Annotated in this window: 14 protein-coding genes; 4 read left to right on the forward strand and 10 right to left on the reverse strand. The window is 74.9% G+C overall.

Annotation, left to right across the window (positions count from 1 at the left end; genetic code table 11):
• The 6 genes from zwf to tkt all read right to left on the reverse strand — a co-directional run bounded on the left by zwf (position 1) and on the right by tkt (position 9,923).
• Positions 1-1,479: a glucose-6-phosphate dehydrogenase gene (gene zwf, locus K1Y72_RS12845; RefSeq protein ID WP_372452873.1), complete on the reverse strand. Its 1,479-nt coding sequence runs from the start codon at positions 1,477-1,479 to the stop codon at positions 1-3.
• Positions 1,480-1,668: 189 nt separating this feature from the next.
• Positions 1,669-3,282: a hypothetical protein gene (locus K1Y72_RS12850; RefSeq protein ID WP_220166368.1), complete on the reverse strand. Its 1,614-nt coding sequence runs from the start codon at positions 3,280-3,282 to the stop codon at positions 1,669-1,671.
• Positions 3,279-4,952 (reverse strand): phosphoheptose isomerase, encoded by a 1,674-nt coding sequence (locus tag K1Y72_RS12855; protein WP_220166369.1) that lies wholly within the window; start codon positions 4,950-4,952, stop codon positions 3,279-3,281. Before K1Y72_RS12855 ends, K1Y72_RS12850 begins: the two co-directional genes overlap by 4 nt.
• 84 nt (positions 4,953-5,036) lie before the next feature.
• Positions 5,037-6,698 (reverse strand): glucose-6-phosphate isomerase, encoded by a 1,662-nt coding sequence (locus K1Y72_RS12860; RefSeq protein ID WP_220166370.1) that lies wholly within the window; start codon positions 6,696-6,698, stop codon positions 5,037-5,039.
• Positions 6,695-7,807 (reverse strand): transaldolase, encoded by a 1,113-nt coding sequence (gene tal, locus K1Y72_RS12865; protein WP_220166372.1) that lies wholly within the window; start codon positions 7,805-7,807, stop codon positions 6,695-6,697. Before tal ends, K1Y72_RS12860 begins: the two co-directional genes overlap by 4 nt.
• A gap of 61 nt (positions 7,808-7,868) precedes the next feature.
• Positions 7,869-9,923, reverse strand: a complete 2,055-nt coding sequence (tkt, locus tag K1Y72_RS12870; RefSeq protein ID WP_372452886.1) for a transketolase — start codon at positions 9,921-9,923, stop codon at positions 7,869-7,871.
• A gap of 638 nt (positions 9,924-10,561) precedes the next feature.
• On the opposite strand from tkt, the gene K1Y72_RS12875 reads away from it, so the two are divergent.
• The 3 genes from K1Y72_RS12875 to K1Y72_RS12885 all read left to right on the forward strand — a co-directional run bounded on the left by K1Y72_RS12875 (position 10,562) and on the right by K1Y72_RS12885 (position 13,966).
• Positions 10,562-11,542: a heme o synthase gene (locus K1Y72_RS12875; RefSeq protein ID WP_220166376.1), complete on the forward strand. Its 981-nt coding sequence runs from the start codon at positions 10,562-10,564 to the stop codon at positions 11,540-11,542.
• A gap of 60 nt (positions 11,543-11,602) precedes the next feature.
• Positions 11,603-12,814, forward strand: coding sequence for a PrsW family intramembrane metalloprotease (locus K1Y72_RS12880; RefSeq protein WP_220166378.1), 1,212 nt, complete (start codon positions 11,603-11,605; stop codon positions 12,812-12,814).
• A gap of 150 nt (positions 12,815-12,964) precedes the next feature.
• On the forward strand, positions 12,965-13,966 hold the full coding sequence (locus K1Y72_RS12885) for a COX15/CtaA family protein (protein ID WP_220166380.1): 1,002 nt from the start codon (positions 12,965-12,967) through the stop codon (positions 13,964-13,966).
• Here the strand turns inward: K1Y72_RS12885 and K1Y72_RS12890 are convergent, their stop codons facing one another.
• Positions 13,967-14,893 (reverse strand): AraC family transcriptional regulator, encoded by a 927-nt coding sequence (locus K1Y72_RS12890; RefSeq protein WP_220166382.1) that lies wholly within the window; start codon positions 14,891-14,893, stop codon positions 13,967-13,969.
• An 80-nt stretch (positions 14,894-14,973) separates the two neighbouring features.
• On the opposite strand from K1Y72_RS12890, the gene K1Y72_RS12895 reads away from it, so the two are divergent.
• Complete coding sequence (locus K1Y72_RS12895) at positions 14,974-15,699, forward strand: SDR family NAD(P)-dependent oxidoreductase (RefSeq protein WP_220166384.1); 726 nt, start codon at positions 14,974-14,976, stop codon at positions 15,697-15,699.
• On the opposite strand, the gene K1Y72_RS12900 is transcribed toward K1Y72_RS12895, so the two are convergent.
• The 3 genes from K1Y72_RS12900 to prcB form a co-directional block, all read right to left on the reverse strand.
• A complete protein-coding gene (locus K1Y72_RS12900; RefSeq protein ID WP_220166386.1) occupies positions 15,700-16,188 on the reverse strand; it encodes a Uma2 family endonuclease in 489 nt (162 codons plus the stop codon). It abuts the gene before it with no gap.
• A gap of 247 nt (positions 16,189-16,435) precedes the next feature.
• Entirely contained in the window at positions 16,436-18,151 is a 1,716-nt protein-coding gene (gene polX / locus K1Y72_RS12905) for a DNA polymerase/3'-5' exonuclease PolX (protein ID WP_220166388.1), read from the reverse strand.
• Positions 18,152-18,200: 49 nt separating this feature from the next.
• A complete protein-coding gene (prcB, locus tag K1Y72_RS12910) occupies positions 18,201-19,016 on the reverse strand; it encodes a proteasome subunit beta (RefSeq protein ID WP_220166671.1) in 816 nt (271 codons plus the stop codon).
• Positions 19,017-19,042: the final 26 nt, after the last annotated feature.

Consider the following 19,042-nt stretch of genomic DNA (forward strand, 5'->3'; position numbering starts at 1 on the left):
TTAGAGTCGCCTCCAGGCGCGGCCGTCGCGGGCCATGAGGTCGTCGGCGCTGGCCGGGCCGTAGCCGCCGGACTTGTACTGGTCGACCTTCTTGCGCGACGCCCAGTACTCCTCGATCGGGTCGAGGATCTTCCAGGACAGCTCGACCTCCTCCTGCCGCGGGAACAGCGGCGGGTCGCCGATGAGCACGTCCAGCAGCAGCCGCTCGTACGCCTCGGGGGAGGACTCGGTGAACGACTCGCCGTAGGCGAAGTCCATGCTGACGTCGCGGATCTCCATCGCGGTGCCGGGCACCTTGGACCCGAACCGCACGGTGATGCCCTCGTCCGGCTGCACCCGCATGACCAGGGCGTTCTGCCCGAGCTCCTCGGTGTCGGTCTGGGAGAACGGCAGGTGCGGCGCCTTCTGGAAGATCAGCGCGACCTCCGAGACGCGGCGCGAGAGCCGCTTGCCGGTGCGCAGGTAGAACGGGACGCCCGCCCACCGCCGGTTGTCGATCTCCAGCTTGATCGCGGCGTAGGTCTCGGTGCGGGAGTCGGCCGGGATGCCGTCCTCCTCCAGGTACCCCTTGACCTTCACGCCGCCCTGCCAGCCCGCCGCGTACTGCCCGTGCGCGGTGCTGGCGGCCAGGTCCTCGGGCAGCCGCACCGACGACAGGATCTTGGCCTTCTCGGCGCGCACCGACTCGGCGCTGAAGGACGTCGGCTCCTCCATCGCGGTGAGCGCGAGGAGCTGCAGCAGGTGGTTCTGGATGACGTCGCGGGCGGCGCCGATCCCGTCGTAGTAGCCCGCGCGGCCGCCGATGCCGATGTCCTCGGCCATGGTGATCTGCACGTGGTCGACGTAGCCGCGGTTCCAGATCGGCTCCCACATCGTGTTGGCGAACCGCAGCGCCAGGATGTTCTGCACCGTCTCCTTGCCGAGGTAGTGGTCGATCCGGAAGATCGACTCCTCGGGGAAGACGCGGTGCACCGTCTCGTTCAGCTCCAGCGCGCTCGTCAGGTCGTGCCCGAACGGCTTCTCGATGACGACCCGGCGGAACCCGCCGTGGCCGTTGTCGCGGTCGGCCAGGCCGCTCGCCTGGAGCTGCTCGATGACCTGGGGGAAGAACTTGGGCGGGATCGACAGGTAGAAGGCGTAGTTCCCGCCGGTGCCGCGGCTGGTGTCCAGCTCCTTGACCGCCATCGCCAGGGCCTCGAACGCGCCGGGGTCGTCGAACTCGCCGGGGACGAAGTGCATCCCCTCGGCCAGGTGCGTCCACACGTCCTCGCGGAAGGGGGTGCGGGCGTGCTCCTTGACCGCGTCGTAGGCGATCTGGCGGAAGTCCTGGTGGTCCCAGTCGCGGCGGGCGAACCCGACCAGGGAGAAGCCCGGCGGCAGCAGCCCGCGGTTGGCCAGGTCGTAGATGGCGGGCAGGAGCTTCTTGCGCGACAGGTCCCCGGTGACGCCGAACAGCACGAGCACGCTCGGCCCTGCCACGCGCGGTAGCCGCTTGTCCCGGGGATCCCGGAGCGGATTGGGTGTGTCGCTCACGTGGGCGCCCCCTCTTTCCCATTCTCAGCATCTCGTCCGTGGGTCCTGTGCCCACGCTTTCCGTCCGCTATCACGCTGTCGTGCCACGCGTGGTGCCACATGCGGCGCCACGTGCGGCGCCGCACTGCGAGCATTTCATTCTCCCGACCGCGCCGAGTCCAGGAGCCGGGCGAGCCCGGCGCGCCGGTCGCGCAGGTGCAGCCACGCCACCGGCCGCCCGGCGGCGTGCGCGGCGCGGGCCGCACCCGCCGCCCGCGCGAACCGCCGCGCCCCCACCGGGCCGCCGCGGTCCCCGCCGCCGCCGGTCCGGCGGGCGCCGCCGGACCACACGTCGCCGGACAGCACCAGGTATACGCCCTTCTCGCGGAGATCATTCCCGATGGCCGGGCAACGGCAACCCCAGGCCACGGTCACGGGGCGGGCGGCCCGCGCCGCCAGCACCGCGGCCAGCCTGCGCACCTGCGCGCCCTCGCCGCGCACCGGGTCGGCGTCGAGGAACGCCGCGACCGACAGCGGCCCGTCGGCGGACGCCCGGCCGGCGAGCAGCGCGAACAGGTCGCTGAGGTCGCTCGCCCCGGTCAGGCCGGGGTCGGCGGTGCGGATCTCCACCATCGTGGCGCCCGCCCCCTCGGTGAACAGCGGCGCGGCGCGCTCGGCGCCGGCCGCCTCCGGGCCGGCCCGCGCGGGCGCCAGCGGGTCGCCGCCGAGCAGGTAGGCGGCCACCGCGGCGGCGTGCTCCCACACCACCAGCTGGGCGGCGAGCGGCCCGGAGACCGTCGCGTCGTCCTGGTGGGGGCGCCCGTCCAGCGTCAGCAGGAACACGTCGTCGCCCGGCAGCACCGGGACGCCGCCGTACTGCACGAGCGGCCGCAACCGGCCGCCGGTGCTCTCCTGCAGCAGCACGCCGATCCAGTCGGCCAGGGCGGGCGGCGCCGCCCGGAAGCCGTCCAGCACGACCGTCTCGCGGCCGGCGCGGGCGGCGCCGCCGAGGATCGCGCCGAGGACGAGGCCGGGGTTGTTCTCCGGGCGGGCGAGCGCGGGCAGCACCGCGGCCGCCTCGTCCAGCAGCGCCGCCACGTCCGCGCCCGCGAGCGCGGCCGGGACGAGCGCGTAGGGCGACAGCGCCCCGAACGCCGTCGGCGCGGGCGCGGGGACGAACCGGTGGCCGCGCTCGGCGGCGTCCTCGGCCGCGTCCGAGCCGGGCGGCGCCACGACGACGAACCGCGCGGCGGCCTCCCCGGGCGCGAGGCCCGCCGCGGTGAGCCGGTCGGTGAGCCGGTCGCGGACCTCGCCGAGGACTGGATCGTTCCCGCCCAGCACGACGGCCGTCCGGGCGAGGCGCGCGGGATCGGCGGCCAGGCGGGCCACCGGGCCCGGGTCGCCGCCCTCCAGCGACGCCGGCGGCGCCCCCGTCCCGTCGGAGAAGCCGCGGACGGCGAGGCCAACGGCGGCCGCGGCCGTGCGCGGACCGGCGAAGGCGACCTCGGTGAGGCCCGCCGCGGCGGTCTCGGCGCGCAGCCCGGCCAGGCGCTCCAGCAGCGCCCGCGACGGGCCCGGCCGGGCGGGCCGGCAGAGCGGGCCGTCGTCGCGGCCCGCCGACGCGGGCCACAGGTCGGCGTCCTCGGCGGCGAGGCGGGCCGGCACCCGGTCGATCCAGAGCCGCCCGAGCACCCGCTCGGCGGCGTCGCGGACCGCGCCGCGCGCCGTGATGGTCGTCCCGCCGGCGACGACCGAGGTGAAACCGGTCACGGCCGGGCGGACGGCGACGACATCGACAGGGACACCGAGCGGACCACCTCCGCGAGGCGCCCGACGCCCCCGGCCGGATCCCGCAGGTGCAGCCGGACGACGGGCAGGCCCCGCTCGCGGAGCGCCCGCACCTCGGCGAGGCCGCGCGCGAGCTGGAGCCGCGCCAGCCCGTAGGGGCGGCCCGGGACGGGGCGGTCGCCGGCCCCGCCGTCGGGGGCGTCGCCGGTGACCACCAGGAACGCGCCGGTGCCCGGTCCGTCCTTGTGCACCGGGCCGGTCGCGTGCAGGTAGCCGGGGCCGGCGCCGTAGCAGACGGGCCGGTGCGCGCCGCGGGCGAGCGCGGGCGCCAGGTAGCGGCCGGAGAACTCGCCCGACAGGTAGGACACCACCGACAGGTAGCCGGTGCCCGGGACGCGGTCCAGCAGGCCCGCCAGCACGGCGGCGAGGTCGCCGCCGACGGGCTGGCCGAGGTCGGCGTGCACCTCGATGCCGCCGTCGACGAACGCCGGCCGGCCCTCGTCGAGGGGCCCGCCCGCCGCGTCACGGAGCAGCGTGGCCGCGTCGTCCTCGGCCTCCTGGACGCTGGTGCCGCCCGCCTCGAACGGGTTCACGCCGAGCAGCCAGCCGGTGACGGCGGTCGCGTACTCCCACAGCAGGAACTGCGCGCCGAGCGGCGCCCACAGCGAGGTGTCGGCCTCGGCGGGCGCCGCCGCGCCCGGGTTGATCGCGATGCCGTGCACGTCGGGCAGCTCCTGCGGGACGCCGGGCGGCGCGAACGGCAGCACGCCGCGGCCCCGCTTGCCGGTGCCGACGGCGAGCAGCTGGGCGATCCAGTCGGTGAGGGCGCTGCCGCGGCCCGCCTCGCGCAGCACCACCTTGTCGCGGGCCGCGCCGCCGCCGCCCTGCTGCGCGCAGCCGCCGAGGATCGCGCCGAGCAGCAGCCCGGGGTTGTCCTCGGCCCGCGCCAGCGACGGCAGCAGCGCCTCGGCCTCGTCCAGCAGCCGGTGCACGTCGGCGCCCGCGAGCAGCGCCGGGACGAGCCCGTAGGCCGACAGCGCCCCGAAGTGCCCCGGCAGGTAGGGGTCGGTGAGCCCGACCCGGTACCCGCACTGGCGGGCGAAGTCGTGCAGCGGGCTGCCGTGGTCGGTGACGACCAGGAACCGCCCGGCGATCTCCCGCTCGGACAGGCCGTGCTCGCGGAACGCCGCGGTGAAGATGCGCCGGTAGGCGTCGCCCTCCAGGGACACGCCGGCCTTGCTGGACAGCACCACCAGGGTGCGGTCCAGGCGCTCCAGCGCCAGGTCCAGCGCGGCGGTGTCGGCGCCGTCCAGGACGGTGAGCTCGCCCGCCGGGGCGGCGGCGCCGGCCGGCCGCCCCTCCATGATCGCCTGCGCGGCGAGCGCCTCGGCGCCCACCCCGATCAGCACGATGTGGTCCAGGCCCGAGTAGCGGGTCTCGGCGACCAGGCCGTCGATCTGCTCCAGCAGGCCGCGCGAGGCCGCCGGCAGGTCGAGCCAGCCGAGCCTGCTGTGGTCCACCGCGCGCCGCCCCCACAGGCGCGGATCCTTGCCGGCGAGGGCGCCGGGCACGCCGCAGCCCACGAGGTAGTCGCGGGCCTGCAGGGCCGCGTGCAGCACGTCGCCGCGCGTCAGTACGTCGTATCCGGACACCGTTCCTCCCGCCCCCATCGTTCCAGGAGTCGAGCGGCATCCGCGACCTTCTGGGCGATCTTCTGGTGACAGCGGTGCGAACGGTCATTCCGGCAGGGCGTCAAGGAGCTGCCGAATGCCCGCGGCCCGGTCGGTGAGGTGCAGGCGGACGGCGGGCCGGCCGCGCGAGCGCAGCACCCGCAGGTCGCCGAACGCCTGCGCGAGCTGCAGCTCCCGCAGGCTGTAGGGCCGCCCCGGCACCGGCAGCTCCGCCTCGGTGTCGCCGGTGAGCTGCAGGAACACCCCGGTCTGCGGCCCGCCCTTGTGGAACTGGCCGGCGCCGTGCAGCGCCTGCGGCGCCCACCCGAACGTCACCGGCACCGCGTTCCGCCGGATCCGCCGGGCCCGCGAGGCGAGCCGCGCCCGCAGCGCGGCCACCGGCGCGTCGCCGTGGCGGTCCAGGTAGGCCAGCACCGCGAGGTAGCCGTCGTCGGGCGCCGCGTCCAGCAGGGCGTCCAGCACGTCCGGCAGCTCCTTGGCGCCGTCCAGCAGGTCGTCCGGGCCGTGCACCTGGACGGCGCCGAAGGCCAGCAGGGGAGGGCGGACGATCACCGTGGGGGCGGCGCCCTCCTCGGGCCGCAGCAGCGCGAGCGCGCTGTCGGCGGACTCGGCGGTGTTCGGGGCGTCGAAGGGGTTCACCCCGAGCACCCGGGCCGCGATCGCGGCCGCGTACTCCCACATGAGGAACTGCGCGCCGAGCGGCCCGGCGACGCTGGCGCCCGCCTCGCGGCCCGCGCCCGGCTCGTCGGGGCGCGACCCGAGGACGATCCGCCGCATCCCGGGGGTGAGCTCGAAGCCCGGGTCGTCGACGTCGTCGAGCGCGACCGGCAGCACGCCGCGGCCGTCCTTGCCGAGCGCGCCGCTCAGCAGCTGCTCGACCCAGGAGCCGAGGCCCGGCAGGCCCGAGCCCTGGTCGGCCAGGACCACCTTGTCGCGTCCCGCCAGGGCGCTGGAGGCGAGGGCCGCGCCGAGCACGAGCGGGGGGTTGTCGTAGGGCTGGGCGAGGGCCGGCAGCAGCGCGGCCGCCTCGTCCAGCAGGCGCGTCACGTCCACGCCCGCGAGCGCGGCCGGGACGAGCGCCGAGGCGTCGAGCGCGGCGAACCGGTCGCCGGTCTCGGGGTCGGTGTGCTCCACCTCGTAGCCCGAGTCGGCGGCGAGCGCCTCCAGCGGCGTCCCCGGGTCGGTGACGACGACGAAGCGGGCGGCCGGGTCGCCGACCCCGGCCTCCCACAGGGCGCGTTCGGCGACGCGGCGGAGCGCGTCCACCTCCAGCGAATCGCCCGCCTTGTCGGCGACGACGACGAGCGTCCGCGCCGGGGCCTCGGCGAGCACCGCCGCGGCCCGCTGCGGGTCGGTGCTGTCGAGGACGGTGAGGGGCGCGCCCGCCGAGCGGGCGATGACCTCGGCGGCGGCCGCCGGGCCGCCGACCGCGATCAGCACGACGCGGTCCAGGCCCGCGCCCCGGGCGGCGCCCGCCCGCCCGGCGAGCCGCCGGGCGAGCGGGCGCGCGGACTCGGGCAGGCCGAGCCAGCCGAGGCGCCGCGCCGCGAGCGGCGCGGCGTCCGGCCCCCACAGGGTGGTGGTGCCCGCCGCGAGCGAGCGCGGCGCGCCGTCGCCGACGAGCCGGTCCAGGACCGTCTCGCCCTCCTCGACGGCGCTGCCGCGCACGGTGACCGACACGCCGCCGGCGGTCACCACCGACGTCACGCGCCGGCCTTGCTCTTCAGCTCGCCGTCGACGGTGTCCAGCAGCTCCTTCCAGGACTGCTCGAACTTCTCGACGCCCTCCTCCTCCAGCACCCTCACCACGTCGTCGTAGTCCACGCCGGCGTCCTTGAGGGCGTCCATGTGGGCCTGCGCGTCGGCGTAGTTCGGGGTGACGGTGTCGCCGGTCGGGTTCCCGTGGTCGGCCTCGGCGTCCAGCGTCGCCTCCGGCATCGTGTTGACGGTGCCGGGCGCGACGAGCTGGTCCACGTACAGCGTGTCGGGCAGGTTCGGGTCCTTCACGCCGGTGGAGGCCCACAGCGGCCGCTGCGGGCGGGCGCCCGCGTCCTTCAGCGCCTGCCAGCGGTCCGAGGCGAACTTCTCCTCGTACAGCTTGTAGGCCAGGCGGGCGTTGGCGACGCCGGCCTTGGAGCGCAGCGCCTTCGCCGCGTCCGAGCCCGCCTTGTCGAGCCGCTTGTCGATCTCGGTGTCGACCCGGCTGACGAAGAACGACGCCACCGAGGAGATCCGGGTGAGGTCGCGGCCCGCCGCGCGGGCCTGCTCCAGCCCCTCGAAGTAGGCGTCGATGACCTTGCCGTAGCGCTCCAGCGAGAAGATCAGGGTGACGTTCACGCTGATCCCCTCGGCGATCGCCGCGGTGATCGACGGCAGCCCCGCCTCGGTCGCCGGGATCTTGATGTAGACGTTCGGCCGGTCCACCATCCACCACAGGGCCTTGGCCTCGGCGGTGGTCTTCTCGGTGTCGTGCGCCAGCCGCGGGTCGACCTCGATCGACACCCGGCCGTCCAGGCCGCCGGTGCGGTCGTACACGCCGCGCAGCACGTCGGCGCCCCAGCGGATGTCGTAGGTGGTGATGGCCCGCACGGCCTCCTCCACGTCGACGCCGCGGACCGCCAGGTCGCGCACCTGCCCGTCGTAGGCGTCGCCCTTGGACAGCGCCTTGGCGAAGATGGTCGGGTTCGAGGTGACCCCGACCACCTCCTTGTCCTCGACCAGCCGCTCCAGGTTCCCCGTCCGCAGCCGCTCGCGGCTGATGTCGTCCAGCCAGATGGACACGCCCTCGCCGGACAGCTTCTTCAATGCCTCGCTCATCGCATCCTCCTATGGGGTCCGCGGTACCCGCCGCGGACGGGGGTATGACGGAAAGCCGTCGTCAGTTCCCGGTGGTGGAGCCCTGGCCGGCGTCGTCCACGCCCGCCTTGATCAGGCTGGACTTGGCGGCCGCGACGACGCGTTCGGCGGTGATGCCGAACTGCTCGTACAGCGTCTTGTAGTCGGCGGAGGCACCGAAGTGCTCCAGGCTCACGGACTGGCCGTGGTCGCCGACGTAGGAGCGCCAGCCGAGCGCGATGCCGGCCTCGACCGAGACGCGGGCCTTCACCGCAGGCGGCAGCACCTGCTGCCGGTAGGCGTCGTCCTGCTCCTCGAACCACTCCACGCACGGCATCGACACGACGCGCGTCGGGGTGCCCTCGCCCTCCAGCGTCTCGCGGGCCGCGAGCGCCAGCTGCACCTCGCTGCCGGTGGCGATGATGATCACCTTCGGCTGCCCGTTGGAGGCGTCGGCCAGCGTGTAGCCGCCCTTGGCGGCGCCCTCGGCGGACGCCAGGCCGCCCGCGCCGCGCGCGACCGTCGGCAGCTTCTGCCGGGTGAGCGCGAGGCCGGCCGGTCGGTCGGTGTGCTCCAGCACGGTGCGCCAGGCGACGGCCGTCTCGTTGGCGTCCGCGGGCCGGACGACGTCGAGGCCGGGGATGGCGCGCAGCGCCCACAGGTGCTCGACCGGCTGGTGCGTCGGGCCGTCCTCGCCGAGGCCGATCGAGTCGTGCGTCCACACGTAGGTGACCGGCAGCTTCATCAGCGCGGCGAGCCGCACCGCCGGGCGCATGTAGTCGCTGAACACCAGGAACGTGCCGCCGTAGGGGCGGGTGCCGCCGTGCAGCGCGATGCCGTTGAGGATCGAGCCCATGGCGTGCTCGCGGATGCCGAAGTGCAGCGTGCGCCCGTAGGGGCCGCCCGGGAAGTCCTTGGTCTGGAACTCCTCGGGGATGAAGGACGGCTCGCCCTTCATCGTGGTGTTGTTGCTCTCGGCGAGGTCGGCCGACCCGCCCCACAGCTCCGGCAGCACCGGCGCGAGCGCGCTCAGCACGTCGCCGGACGCGGCGCGCGTCGCGACGTCCTTGCCCGCCTCGAACTCCGGCAGCGCCGACGTCCATCCCGCCGGCAGCTCGCGCTTGGCGATCCGGTCGTACTCGGCGGCGCGCTCGGGGTTGGCCTCGCGCCAGGCCAGGTAGCCCTTCTCCCACTCGGCGTGCGCCGCGCGGCCGCGGTCGGACACCTCGCGGGCGTGCGCGAGGACCTCCTCGGGCACCACGAACGACTTGCCCGGGTCCATCCCGAGGATCTTCTTGGTGGCGGCGACCTCGTCGGCGCCGAGCGCCGAGCCGTGGATCTTGCCGGTGTCCTTCTTGTTCGGCGCCGGCCAGCCGATGACGGTGCGCAGCGCGATGAACGACGGGCGCCCGGTCTCCGCGCGGGCCGCCTCCAGCGCCGCGGCGAGCTCCTCGACGTTCTCGCTGTAGTCGCCGTCGCGGGTCCAGTCCACGTGGTGGACGTCCCAGCCGTAGGCCTCGTAGCGGGCCGCCACGTCCTCGGACTTGGCGATGAGGGTGTCGTCCTCGATCGAGATGTGGTTGTCGTCGTAGATCACCACGAGGTTGCCGAGGCGCTGGTGGGCGGCCAGGGCGCTCGCCTCGTGGCTGATGCCCTCCTCGATGTCGCCGTCGGAGGCGATCGCCCAGATGGTGTGGTCGAACGGCGACGCGCCCGCGGCGGCGTCGGGGTCGAACAGGCCCCGCTCGCGGCGCGCGGCCATCGCCATGCCGACGGCGTTGCCGAGGCCCTGCCCGAGCGGGCCGGTGGTGGTCTCCACCCCGGCGGTGTGCCCGTGCTCGGGGTGCCCCGGGGTGAGGCTGCCCCACTTGCGCAGCGACTTCAGGTCGTCCAGCGTCAGCGGGTACCCCGACAGGTACAGCTGGATGTAGAGGGTCAGGCTGGAGTGACCGGCCGACAGGACGAACCGGTCGCGGCCGGCCCAGTCCGGGTCGGTCGGGTCGTGCTTCAGGAAACGCTGGAACAGCAGGTAGGCCGCGGGCGCGAGGCTCATCGCGGTCCCGGGGTGGCCCGAGCCCGCCTCCTCGACCGCGTCCATGGCGAGCGCGCGGACCACGTCCGTCGCCTTCCGGTCCAGCTCGGACCACTTGAACGTGCTGTTGTCCCCACTCACGGAACGCCAGGCTCCTCTCGAACCGCTTCTGCAGCCAATATCGGTCGGCGCGCGCCGGGCATCGCGGCCACATGATCCGCAACGCGGCGCGCGCCGCAGGTCTTCCCTGTATTCGGCGAGCCGCGTCCCCGCGGGCGGGCTCGGCGCCCGTGCCCCGAACGACGCCGCTCGACGGCCCGGCCGGAAGGCGCCGGGACCGCGGGCGAGCCTATCGAACCGCGGAGCACCGCCACCGGCCGCACAACCCGACCCTTGCCCTGACGTTTCCAGGGCTAACCCCTCGCCCGGGTGAAGTGTCGGGGGAGCCCGCCCCTCCCCGTCCGGGGCGGCCTCCGGGGGCGCGCGCGTCCCCCCTCCCGGACGGCCGGCCCGGCGCGTCCGGTGCCCCGGTGCTCGACCCCGGCGGGGGGCGGACTACAGTGATGACGCGGTCGCGCGCAGCGGCTGCGACCAGTCCTGGAACCAAGACCCGGCCCGCCGGCCGGCGACGGCGTGATCCATCCGCGGGGGACCATTCCGATGGTGCGCGGCCTACTTCTCCCTACTCGAACGTGGACCCGATTGTGACGGTGCTCAGTAACAAGCTCGGGATCGACCTCGACGACCAGGTGCCGGGGGCACCGGCCGTCGTCCCACCCGAGCCGGTGGCCGGACGCCGGCCGATCGCCGCGAGCCTGCGCGCCTACGTGGCGCTCACCAAGCCGCGCGTCATCGAGCTGCTCCTGATCACCACCATCCCGGTGATGTTCCTGGCCGCCAAGGGTGTGCCGCCGCTCTCGACGGTCCTGCTGACGCTGGCCTTCGGGACGATGTCGGCCGGCGCCGCCAACGCCATCAACTGCTACATCGACCGCGACATCGACGCCAAGATGCGCCGCACCCGCCGCCGGCCGCTCGCCCGCGCGCAGGTGCTGCCGGGCCGCGCCCTGGTGTTCGGTGTGACGCTCGCCACCGTGTCGACCGTCGGGTTCGGGCTCGCCGTCAACGTCCTCGCGGCCGCGATGTCGCTGTTCGCGATCCTGTTCTACATCTTCGTGTACTCGCTGCTGCTGAAGCGCCGCACGTCGCAGAACGTGGTGTGGGGCGGCATCGCGGGCTGCATGCCCGTGATGATCGGCTGGGCGGCGATCACGGGGTCGCTCGCCTGGACGCCGCTGGTGCTGTTCGGCGTGGTGTTCCTCTGGACGCCGCCGCACACCTGGACGCTCGCCATGCGCTACCGCGAGGACTACGCGGTCGCCAAGGTCCCGATGCTGCCGGTCGTCGCGACCGAGCGCCGCGTCGTCACCGAGAGCCTGGCCTACACCTACGCCACCGTCGCCTGCTCGCTGCTGCTCTGGCCGGTCGCCGGGATGAGCCCGGTGTACGGGGTCGCCGCCGTCGTCCTCGGCGCGGTGTTCCTGGCCGAGGGGCACCGGCTGCTGAAGGCGGTGCGGGCCGGCGTCACCGGCGTCCAGCTCCGGCCGATGCGGTTCTTCCACCTGTCGAACGTGTACCTGGCGCTGCTGTTCACCGTCGTCGCGATCGACCCGCTGCTGCACTGAGCCCGCGGCACGGGCCCGCCGCACCGGGCGCGGCGGCCGTCCGGCCGTTACGCTCGGGGCATGGCGCTCGTTGATCCCCAGGCGGTACTGGACGGCCGGACCCCGGGGCGTCCCCCGGTGGCCCTGATCGCCGGGGTCCTGGTCTCCTCCCTCTGCATCGTGCTGGCGCTCGCCCTGGACGCCCTGTCGGGCGGCGCCGGCTTCTGGGTCGGGGCGATCCTGGCGATCCTGCCGATCCCGATGCTGGTCGCGCTGGTGCTCGCCGTCGACCGGATGGAGCCCGAGCCGCCGCGCGTCCTGGTGTTCTCGTTCCTGTGGGGCGCGGGCGTCGCCGTCCTCGTCGCGCTCGTGCTGAACACCCTCGGGCTGCTGTACGTGACCGTCCCGATCTTCGGGGAGACCAAGGGGCACTTCGTCAGCGCCACCTTCGGCGCCCCGGTGATCGAGGAGTCGCTGAAGGGCGCGGTGCTGTTCGGGCTGCTCTGGTGGCGCCGCAACGAGATCGACGGGTTCGCCGACGGCGTCGTCTACGCCTGCATGGTCGGCCTCGGCTTCGCGATGATGGAGAACATCACCTACTACATGCGCGCGTTCGAGGAGGGCGGCGCGCAGCAGCTCCAGGCGGTGTTCATCCTGCGCGGCCTCGTCGCGCCGTTCTCCCACCCGCTGTTCACCTCGATGACCGGCCTCGGCGTCGCCTACGCCGCCACCCACCGGCGCGGCGGCCCCGGCCAGCTCCTCGCGCCCCTCGCCGGGCTGCTCGGCGCGATGCTGCTGCACGGCCTGTGGAACGGGTCCACCGCCATCGGCGGCGGCGCCGGCCTGATCGTCGTCTACCTCGCCGACTTCGTGCTGCTCTGCGCCCTCATCACGATCATCCTGGTGGAGCGCCGGGGCACCGTCCGGCGCATCGAGCGCTACCTGCCGATGTACGCCGGCACCGGCCTGGTCACCCCGCAGGACGTGGCGATGCTGCGGTCCCTGGCGTCCCGGCGGGCCGCGCGCCGCTGGGCGCGGTCGGTCGGCGGCAAGCCCGCGGCCCGCGCGATGGAGGACTACCAGCTCGCCGCGACCGAGCTGTCGCTGCTGCACAAGCGGGTCGAGCGCGACAACGCCGAGCCGCACTGGTTCGCCGCCCGCCGCGACGCGCTGCTCAACCTGATGGCCCTCGCCCGGCAGGCGTTCCTGCGCGTCCCGCCGCGCCCGGCGTCCGTCCCCCCGCCCTGGGCGCCGCAAGGCCCCTCCGGCTTCCTCCACCCACCCCACCACTGACACCCCCACCCCGTCCCCCCGCCCCCAGATGACCCACCGGTCACCGGGTGGTCGTGGGTGGGGTGGGGCGGGACGGGGTGGGACGGGGCGGGGACACGGCTGCGCGGGGGGTGCGTCGAGGTCACCGGCACCCGCCCATACGATGGGGCCGTGGCTGAACGATCCGACGCCCCGTCGTCCCCGAGCAACCCGCTGGTCCGCGCGTGGCACGCCGTCTGGCGCCCCACCCCGGCCTCGCTCCGGCTGCTCGCGCTCCTCGGTGTCATCGGCAACGCCGGCATCGTCGCGACGGGCGGCGCGGTGCGCGTCACCAAGTCCGGGCTCGGCTGCCCCGACTGGCCGCGCTGCTCGGGCGACAGCCTCACCCCGACGCACAACCCCGAGCACCACGCGCTGAACATGTCGATCGAGTTCGGCAACCGGATGCTCACCTTCGTCGTCCTCGCCGTCGGCGTGCTGGTGTTCGTCGCGGCCCTGCGGCTCCGGCCGCGCCGCCGCGAGCTCGTCGGGCTCGCCGCCGCGCAGCCGCTCAGCGTCGTCGCGCAGGCCGTCATCGGCGGCATCGTCGTCCTCACCGACCTGCACCCGGCGGCGGTCTCGCTGCACTTCCTGGTCTCGCCGGTGCTGCTGGTCTTCTGCGTCGCGCTGTGGATCCGCTCGGGCGAGGGCGACGCCCCGGCCCGCCGCCTGGTCACCCCGGGCCTCCGCCGCCTCGCCTGGGCGCTCGCCGCCGCGACCGGCGCCGTCCTGATCGCCGGGACCGTCGTCACCGGCACCGGCCCGCACGCCGGGGACAACGCGGCGCGGCGCTGGCCGTTCGACATCGAGGACGTCGCCCGCATCCACGGCTCGCTGGCCTGGCTGACGGTGATCCTCACCCTCGCCTTCCTGGCCTGGGCGCACCGCACCGACGCCCCGCACGCCGTCCGCCGCCGCGCCCTGGAGCTCGCCGCCCTGGAGCTGGCGCAGGGCGCCGTCGGCTACATCCAGTACTTCACCGGCGTGCCCGCGCCCCTCGTCGTCCTGCACATGCTGGGCGCCGTCCTGATGTGGATCGCGGCCCTGCGGCTGCTGTTCGCGCTCCGCGACCGCGGCGCCCTCGACGCCGCTCCGGCCGCGCCCCCGGTCGACCGCACCGCCCAGCCCGCCTGATCAGGCGCCCCGCCACTCCGACGGGCTGCGCCCCCGGGCGCGCTTGAACGCCACGCTGAACGCGAACGGGTCCTGGTAGCCGACCTGGCGGGCCACGGCGGCGACGGTCTGCCGGGTGTCGCGCAGCAGGTCGGCCGCGACGCTCATGCGCCAGTCGGTGAGGTAGCCGAGCGGCGGCCGCCCGACGAGGGCGGCGAAGCGTCCGGCGAACGCGGCGCGGGACAGGCCGGCCTCGGCCGCCAGCGACGCGACGGTCCACCGGCGGGCGGGGGCCTCGTGCAGGGCCCGCAGCGCCGCGCCGACCGCCGGATCGGCCAGCGCCCGGTACCAGCCGGGCGGTTCCGCCCCGGGCCGGGTGCACCAGGCCCGCAGCGCGATCACCAGGACCAGGTCCAGCAGCCGGGCGAGGACGGCGTCCTGGCCGGGCTCGTCGCGGGCGGCCTCGGCGGACAGCAGCTCCAGGGGCGCGCGGGTGCGCGGCCCCGCCGGGACGATGGCCAGCGGCGGCAGCAGGTCCAGCAGCCGGGCGGCGGCGTCGCCGTGCAGCTCGTACACCCCGCGCAGCATGACGGTGGCCCCGGCCGCGCCGTCACCGTAGGTGCGGCCGGCCCGCACCGCTGCGGGTCCGGCGGGCGCGCCGCCGGGCAGATACTTGCGGCCCTCGCGGATCACGAACCCGGGCGGGGTCGCCGGATCGTCGGTGACGGTGTACCCGCCGGGCGCGGTGACCAGGGCGATGTCGCCCGTGGCGAGCCGCACCGGGGCCGCGTCCCCGACGCTGATCCAGGCGTGCCCGCCGAGCGTGGCCGCGACGGCCAGCGGCGGCGCGTCCTCGTACGCCACCCCCCACGGCGGCCGCTGGACGAGCTGCCGGACCAGCGCGTCCCGCGCGCGGGCGCGGTTCAGCAGGTCCGTCAGGACGTCCATGCCGCCACGTTAGACGATGGCAAAGGGAACAAGGATCATCACCCATGGATCGTCCACGGCCGGTGCCGCAGGCTGAGCGCATGACGACATCCATCGCAGTCTTCGGAGCCGGACCGGGCGTGGGCCGGGCCATCGCCCGCCGCTACGGGAAGGAGGGCTACGACGTCGCCCTCGTCGCCCGCCGCCGCGACCCCCTGGAGACCTTCGCCCGCGAGCTGTCCGCCGGCGGCGTCACCGCCCACCCGATCACCGCCGACCTGGGCCGCCCCGACGAGGTGCCGGCGCTCGCCGAACGGATCCGGGCGCACGTCGGTGACCCGGCGGTCCTCTACTACGGCCCGTCCGCCGACCCGGCGTTCGTCCCCGCCACCGCCCTGTCCCCGGACCTCCTGCACGACCGCATGGCGATCACGCTGGACACGCTCCTAGCGCTGGTCGGCGCGTTCCTGCCCGCCATGCTGGAGCGCGGCGACGGCGCCGTCCTCACCGCGCAGGGCGCCGCCGCCGTCCAGGCGAGGCCCGGCATGAGCGGCTGGCCCACCCTGCTGGCCGCGCAGCGCCACTACCTGCGGTCCCTCGCCGCCGAAGTCGCCCCCCGGGGCGTCCACGTGGCGGCGCTCTACATCGGCGCCCGCATCCTGGGCACCCCGTACGAGGCCGAATACCGGCGCCGCCAGGCCCTCGGCGAACCCGTCCCCGCCCTGCCCGCCGCCGACCCCGCCGACCTGGCCGACCTCCTCTGGACCATGCACGCCCACCGCACCCCCCACGAGACCACCGTCCCCACGGTCACCGGAGGATCCTGATCAGTCGAGGAGGGCGGCCGGGTCCAGCTCGCAGGCGAAGGGCCCGGTCGCGGTGAGCGGGAGGTCCGCGGTGAAGGTGCCCGTGACGTGGTACCGGCCGTCGTCGGCCAGCTCGCGGACGACGACGCAGGGCTCGGGTTCCAGGTCGATGAGCCAGTACCGGGGAATGCCGGCCTGCGCGTACTCGAAGACCTTGTCGACCCGGCCGGTGCGCTCGCTGCTGCTGCGGGGTGAGACGATCTCGGCGATCAGCAGCACGTCGGCCGCGTCGTAGGCCCTGGCCCGCCGCGCGCGGGCGTCGCGGGCGGCCGGGCCGTGCACCACGGCGAGGTCGGGGACTCGGTAGGTCGGGCCCAGCTTGATGTCGAGGGGACCCTTGACGTAGACGTCGGCGCCCGCCGCGGCCGCCGCCTCGTCTCGAGGGCGCGCTCCAGCACCTTGGCGGCGTGGTCGTGCACGGTGCTCGGCCAGGGGGCCACGACGATCCATCCGTTCACGAGTTCACGGCGGACGCCCTCGTCGGGGAGCGCGTCCAAGTCCTCGATGCGGTACGGACCGTACGGCCAGTCCGGAGCGGCGGTCATGGGTCCTCCAGGGCGGTGTCGCCCGCGGGCGCCGCCCGCGAACGTCCCCAGTCTGTCACGCCGTGCCCGGCCGGTCGGCGCCGTGCCCGCATCCGGAACGTACAGAATCCGGAACGCGCCGTTACGGGTTTTCGAGGGCCGATGGCCGCCGGTCAGGTGGTCTTCTTGGCGAGGAAGTCGCGGAGGCGGGGGAGGGGCCAGGTGGTGATGACGTCGTCGGGGGTGAGCCAGCCGCGCTGGGCGGTGCCGACGCCGAAGCGGATGTTGCGCATGTCCTCGACGGAATGGGCGTCGGTGTCGACGGCGAACTTCACGCCGAGGCGGAGGGCGCGGCGGATGAGGTCGGCGGGCAGGTCGAGGCGGTCGGGGAAGCAGTTGACCTCCATCGCCGTGCCGGTGCGGGCGGCGGCGCGGAAGACCTCGTCCCAGTCGGCCTGGACCTGGGCGCGGCGGCCGATCTGGCGGGCCGTCGGGTGGCCGATGACGTTGACGTGCGGGTTCTCGCAGGCGGTGATCAGGCGGCGGGTCGTGTCGGCCGGGTCCTGGGCGAAGTGCGAGTGGATGGAGGCGACGCAGACGTCGAAGCCGGCCAGGAAGTCGGCGTCCCAGTCGACCGAGCCGTCCGGGCCGATGTTCAGCTCGGTGCCGTGCAGCAGGACGAGGCCGGGGTAGTCCTTCTGCAGCTCGCGGACGCGCTCGCGCTGGGCGAGCATCTTGGCGTCGGTCATGCGGTGCATGGCGAGGTCGGGCGCGTGGTCGGTGATCGCGTAGTAGGTGAGGCCGCGGGCGGCGGCCGCCTCGACCATCTCCTCCAGGGACGCGCGGCCGTCGGTGAGGTCGGTGTGGCTGTGCAGGTCGCCGGTGATGTCCTCGACCGTGACGACATCGGGCAGCGCGCCCTTCAGGGCCGCCTCGATCTCGCCGGTGTCCTCGCGCAGCGTCGGCGGGATCCACGGCAGGCCGAGGCGGCCGTAGACCTCCTCCTCGGTCGCGGACGCCAGGCGCTCGCCCGAGGCGGTGAACAGGCCGTACTCCGACAGCTTCAGCCCGGCCCGCACGGCGATCTCGCGGGTGCGGACGTTGTGGGCCTGCGAGCCGGTGAAATACTGCAGGGCCGCGCCCCAGGAGTCGGGCGGGACGACCCGCAGGTCGATGTCGGGGCCGCGGAAGGTGCGGACGGAGGTCTTCTTGTCGCCGCCCGCGACGACCTCGGTGACGAACGGCAGCGCCGTGAACGCCTCCATCAGCGGCCGCGGGTCGTCCGACGCCGCCAGGACGTCGACGTCGCCGATGGTCTCGCGCATCCGGCGCAGCGACCCGGCGTGCGCGATCCGCTCGGCGAGCGGCGCCAGCGCCTCGACGACGCGCTCGGCGAGCTCGGCGGCGGTGCCGACGAGGACGCGGTCGCCCTTCTGGCGCAGCACCTCGATACCGTGCCGGATGTTCTCCTCCGACTTCGGCCCGAAGCCCTTCACGCCGTGCAGGCGGCCCTCGTCGAGCGCGGCCGCCAGCTCGTCGACGCTCGCGATGCCGAGCTCGCGGTAGAGCTGGAGCGCCTTCTTCGGGCCGAGGCCCGGGACGCCGGTCAGGGTGCGGACGCTGGCGGGGATCTCGGCGCGGAGCGCCTCGACCTGCCGGATCGTGCCGGTCTCGGTGTAGTCCAGCAGCTTCTTGGCGATGGCCTCGCCGACCGTCGGGATCCGCTTCAGCGCGGCCAGGTCCATGCCCGCGATGTCCTCGGGGTGCCCGGCGACCGCGCGGGCGGCCTTCTCGTACGCCCTGATCTTGAAGGCGTCGCCGCCGGTGATGGACAGCAGATCGGCCAGTTCCTGGATGAGGGCCGCAGCCTCGTCGTTCGCCCGTGCCATGGCACGAGTCTAGGAGGCGGGTCCGACACTCCCCGGCGGTGCCGCGCCGTCAGCGCAGCGGCGCGACCGGCCCGTCCGGGCGCTCGAACCGGTCGGTGACGACCTGCTCGACGACCTCGGCGACCTCGGCCTCGGGCAGCACCCGCGACCCGTCGGCGGTGACGACGGCGAGCGTCGGGTAGATCCGGCGGGTCCGGTCGGGGCCGCCGGTCGCCGCGTCGTCGTCGGCGGCGTCGTAGAGCGCCTGGACGCACACCTGCGCGGCCTGCCCGGCGGTCAGGCCGGGGCGCCACAGCTTCTTCAGGGAGCCGAGGGCGTAGGGCGAGCCCGACCCGTCGGCGTGGAAGTCGCGGGCCTCGCTGGGGGAGCCGGTGATGTCGTAGGTGTAGATGTGCGCGGTGCCCTTGCCGGTGTCGTACCCGGCGAACAGCGGGACGACGGCGAGGCCCTGGAGCGCCTGCGCGAAGTTGGCCTGGACGACGGCGCCGAGGCGGCGGGCCTTGCCCGGCAGCGACAGCGGCGCCGCCTCCATCTTCTCGTAGTGCTCCAGCTCGACGCGGAACAGGCGCACCATCTCCAGGGCGAGGCCGACAGTGCCGGCGAAGGCGACGACGGAGTGCTCGTCGGAGCGCTGCACCTTGTCCAGCTCGCGGTAGGCGATCCGGTTGCCGGAGGTGGCGCGGCGGTCGCCCGCCATCATGACGCCGCCGTCGAACACGACGGCGAGGACGGTGGTGCCGTGCGGCAGCTCCAGGTCGGCGGCGGAGCCGCCCACCCGGTTGATCGGCAGCATCTCGGGCGAGTGCGCGCGCAGCAGTTCCACGAAGGACGGGTTGCCCGCCTCGAAGAACTCCGGCGGCAGCATCTGGTCCTCGGCCCGACCGGTCACGG

It is taken from the genome of Actinomadura parmotrematis (assembly GCF_019458805.1).
Lineage (GTDB): Bacteria > Actinomycetota > Actinomycetes > Streptosporangiales > Streptosporangiaceae > Spirillospora > Spirillospora parmotrematis.

Bases quoted from the DNA above. Each gene is read 5' to 3' on its own strand.
- tkt (WP_372452886.1), bottom strand. From the start codon at position 9,923: ATGGACGCGGTCGAGGAGGCGGGCTCGGGCCACCCCGGGACCGCGATG.
- K1Y72_RS12880 (WP_220166378.1), top strand. From the start codon at position 11,603: ATGGCGCTCGTTGATCCCCAGGCGGTACTGGACGGCCGGACCCCGGGG.
- K1Y72_RS12895 (WP_220166384.1), top strand. From the start codon at position 14,974: ATGACGACATCCATCGCAGTCTTCGGAGCCGGACCGGGCGTGGGCCGG.
- polX (WP_220166388.1), bottom strand. From the start codon at position 18,151: ATGGCACGGGCGAACGACGAGGCTGCGGCCCTCATCCAGGAACTGGCC.
- K1Y72_RS12890 (WP_220166382.1), bottom strand. From the start codon at position 14,893: ATGGACGTCCTGACGGACCTGCTGAACCGCGCCCGCGCGCGGGACGCG.
- prcB (WP_220166671.1), bottom strand. From the start codon at position 19,016: ATGCTGCCGCCGGAGTTCTTCGAGGCGGGCAACCCGTCCTTCGTGGAA.
- K1Y72_RS12900 (WP_220166386.1), bottom strand. From the start codon at position 16,188: ATGGATCGTCGTGGCCCCCTGGCCGAGCACCGTGCACGACCACGCCGC.
- tal (WP_220166372.1), bottom strand. From the start codon at position 7,807: ATGAGCGAGGCATTGAAGAAGCTGTCCGGCGAGGGCGTGTCCATCTGG.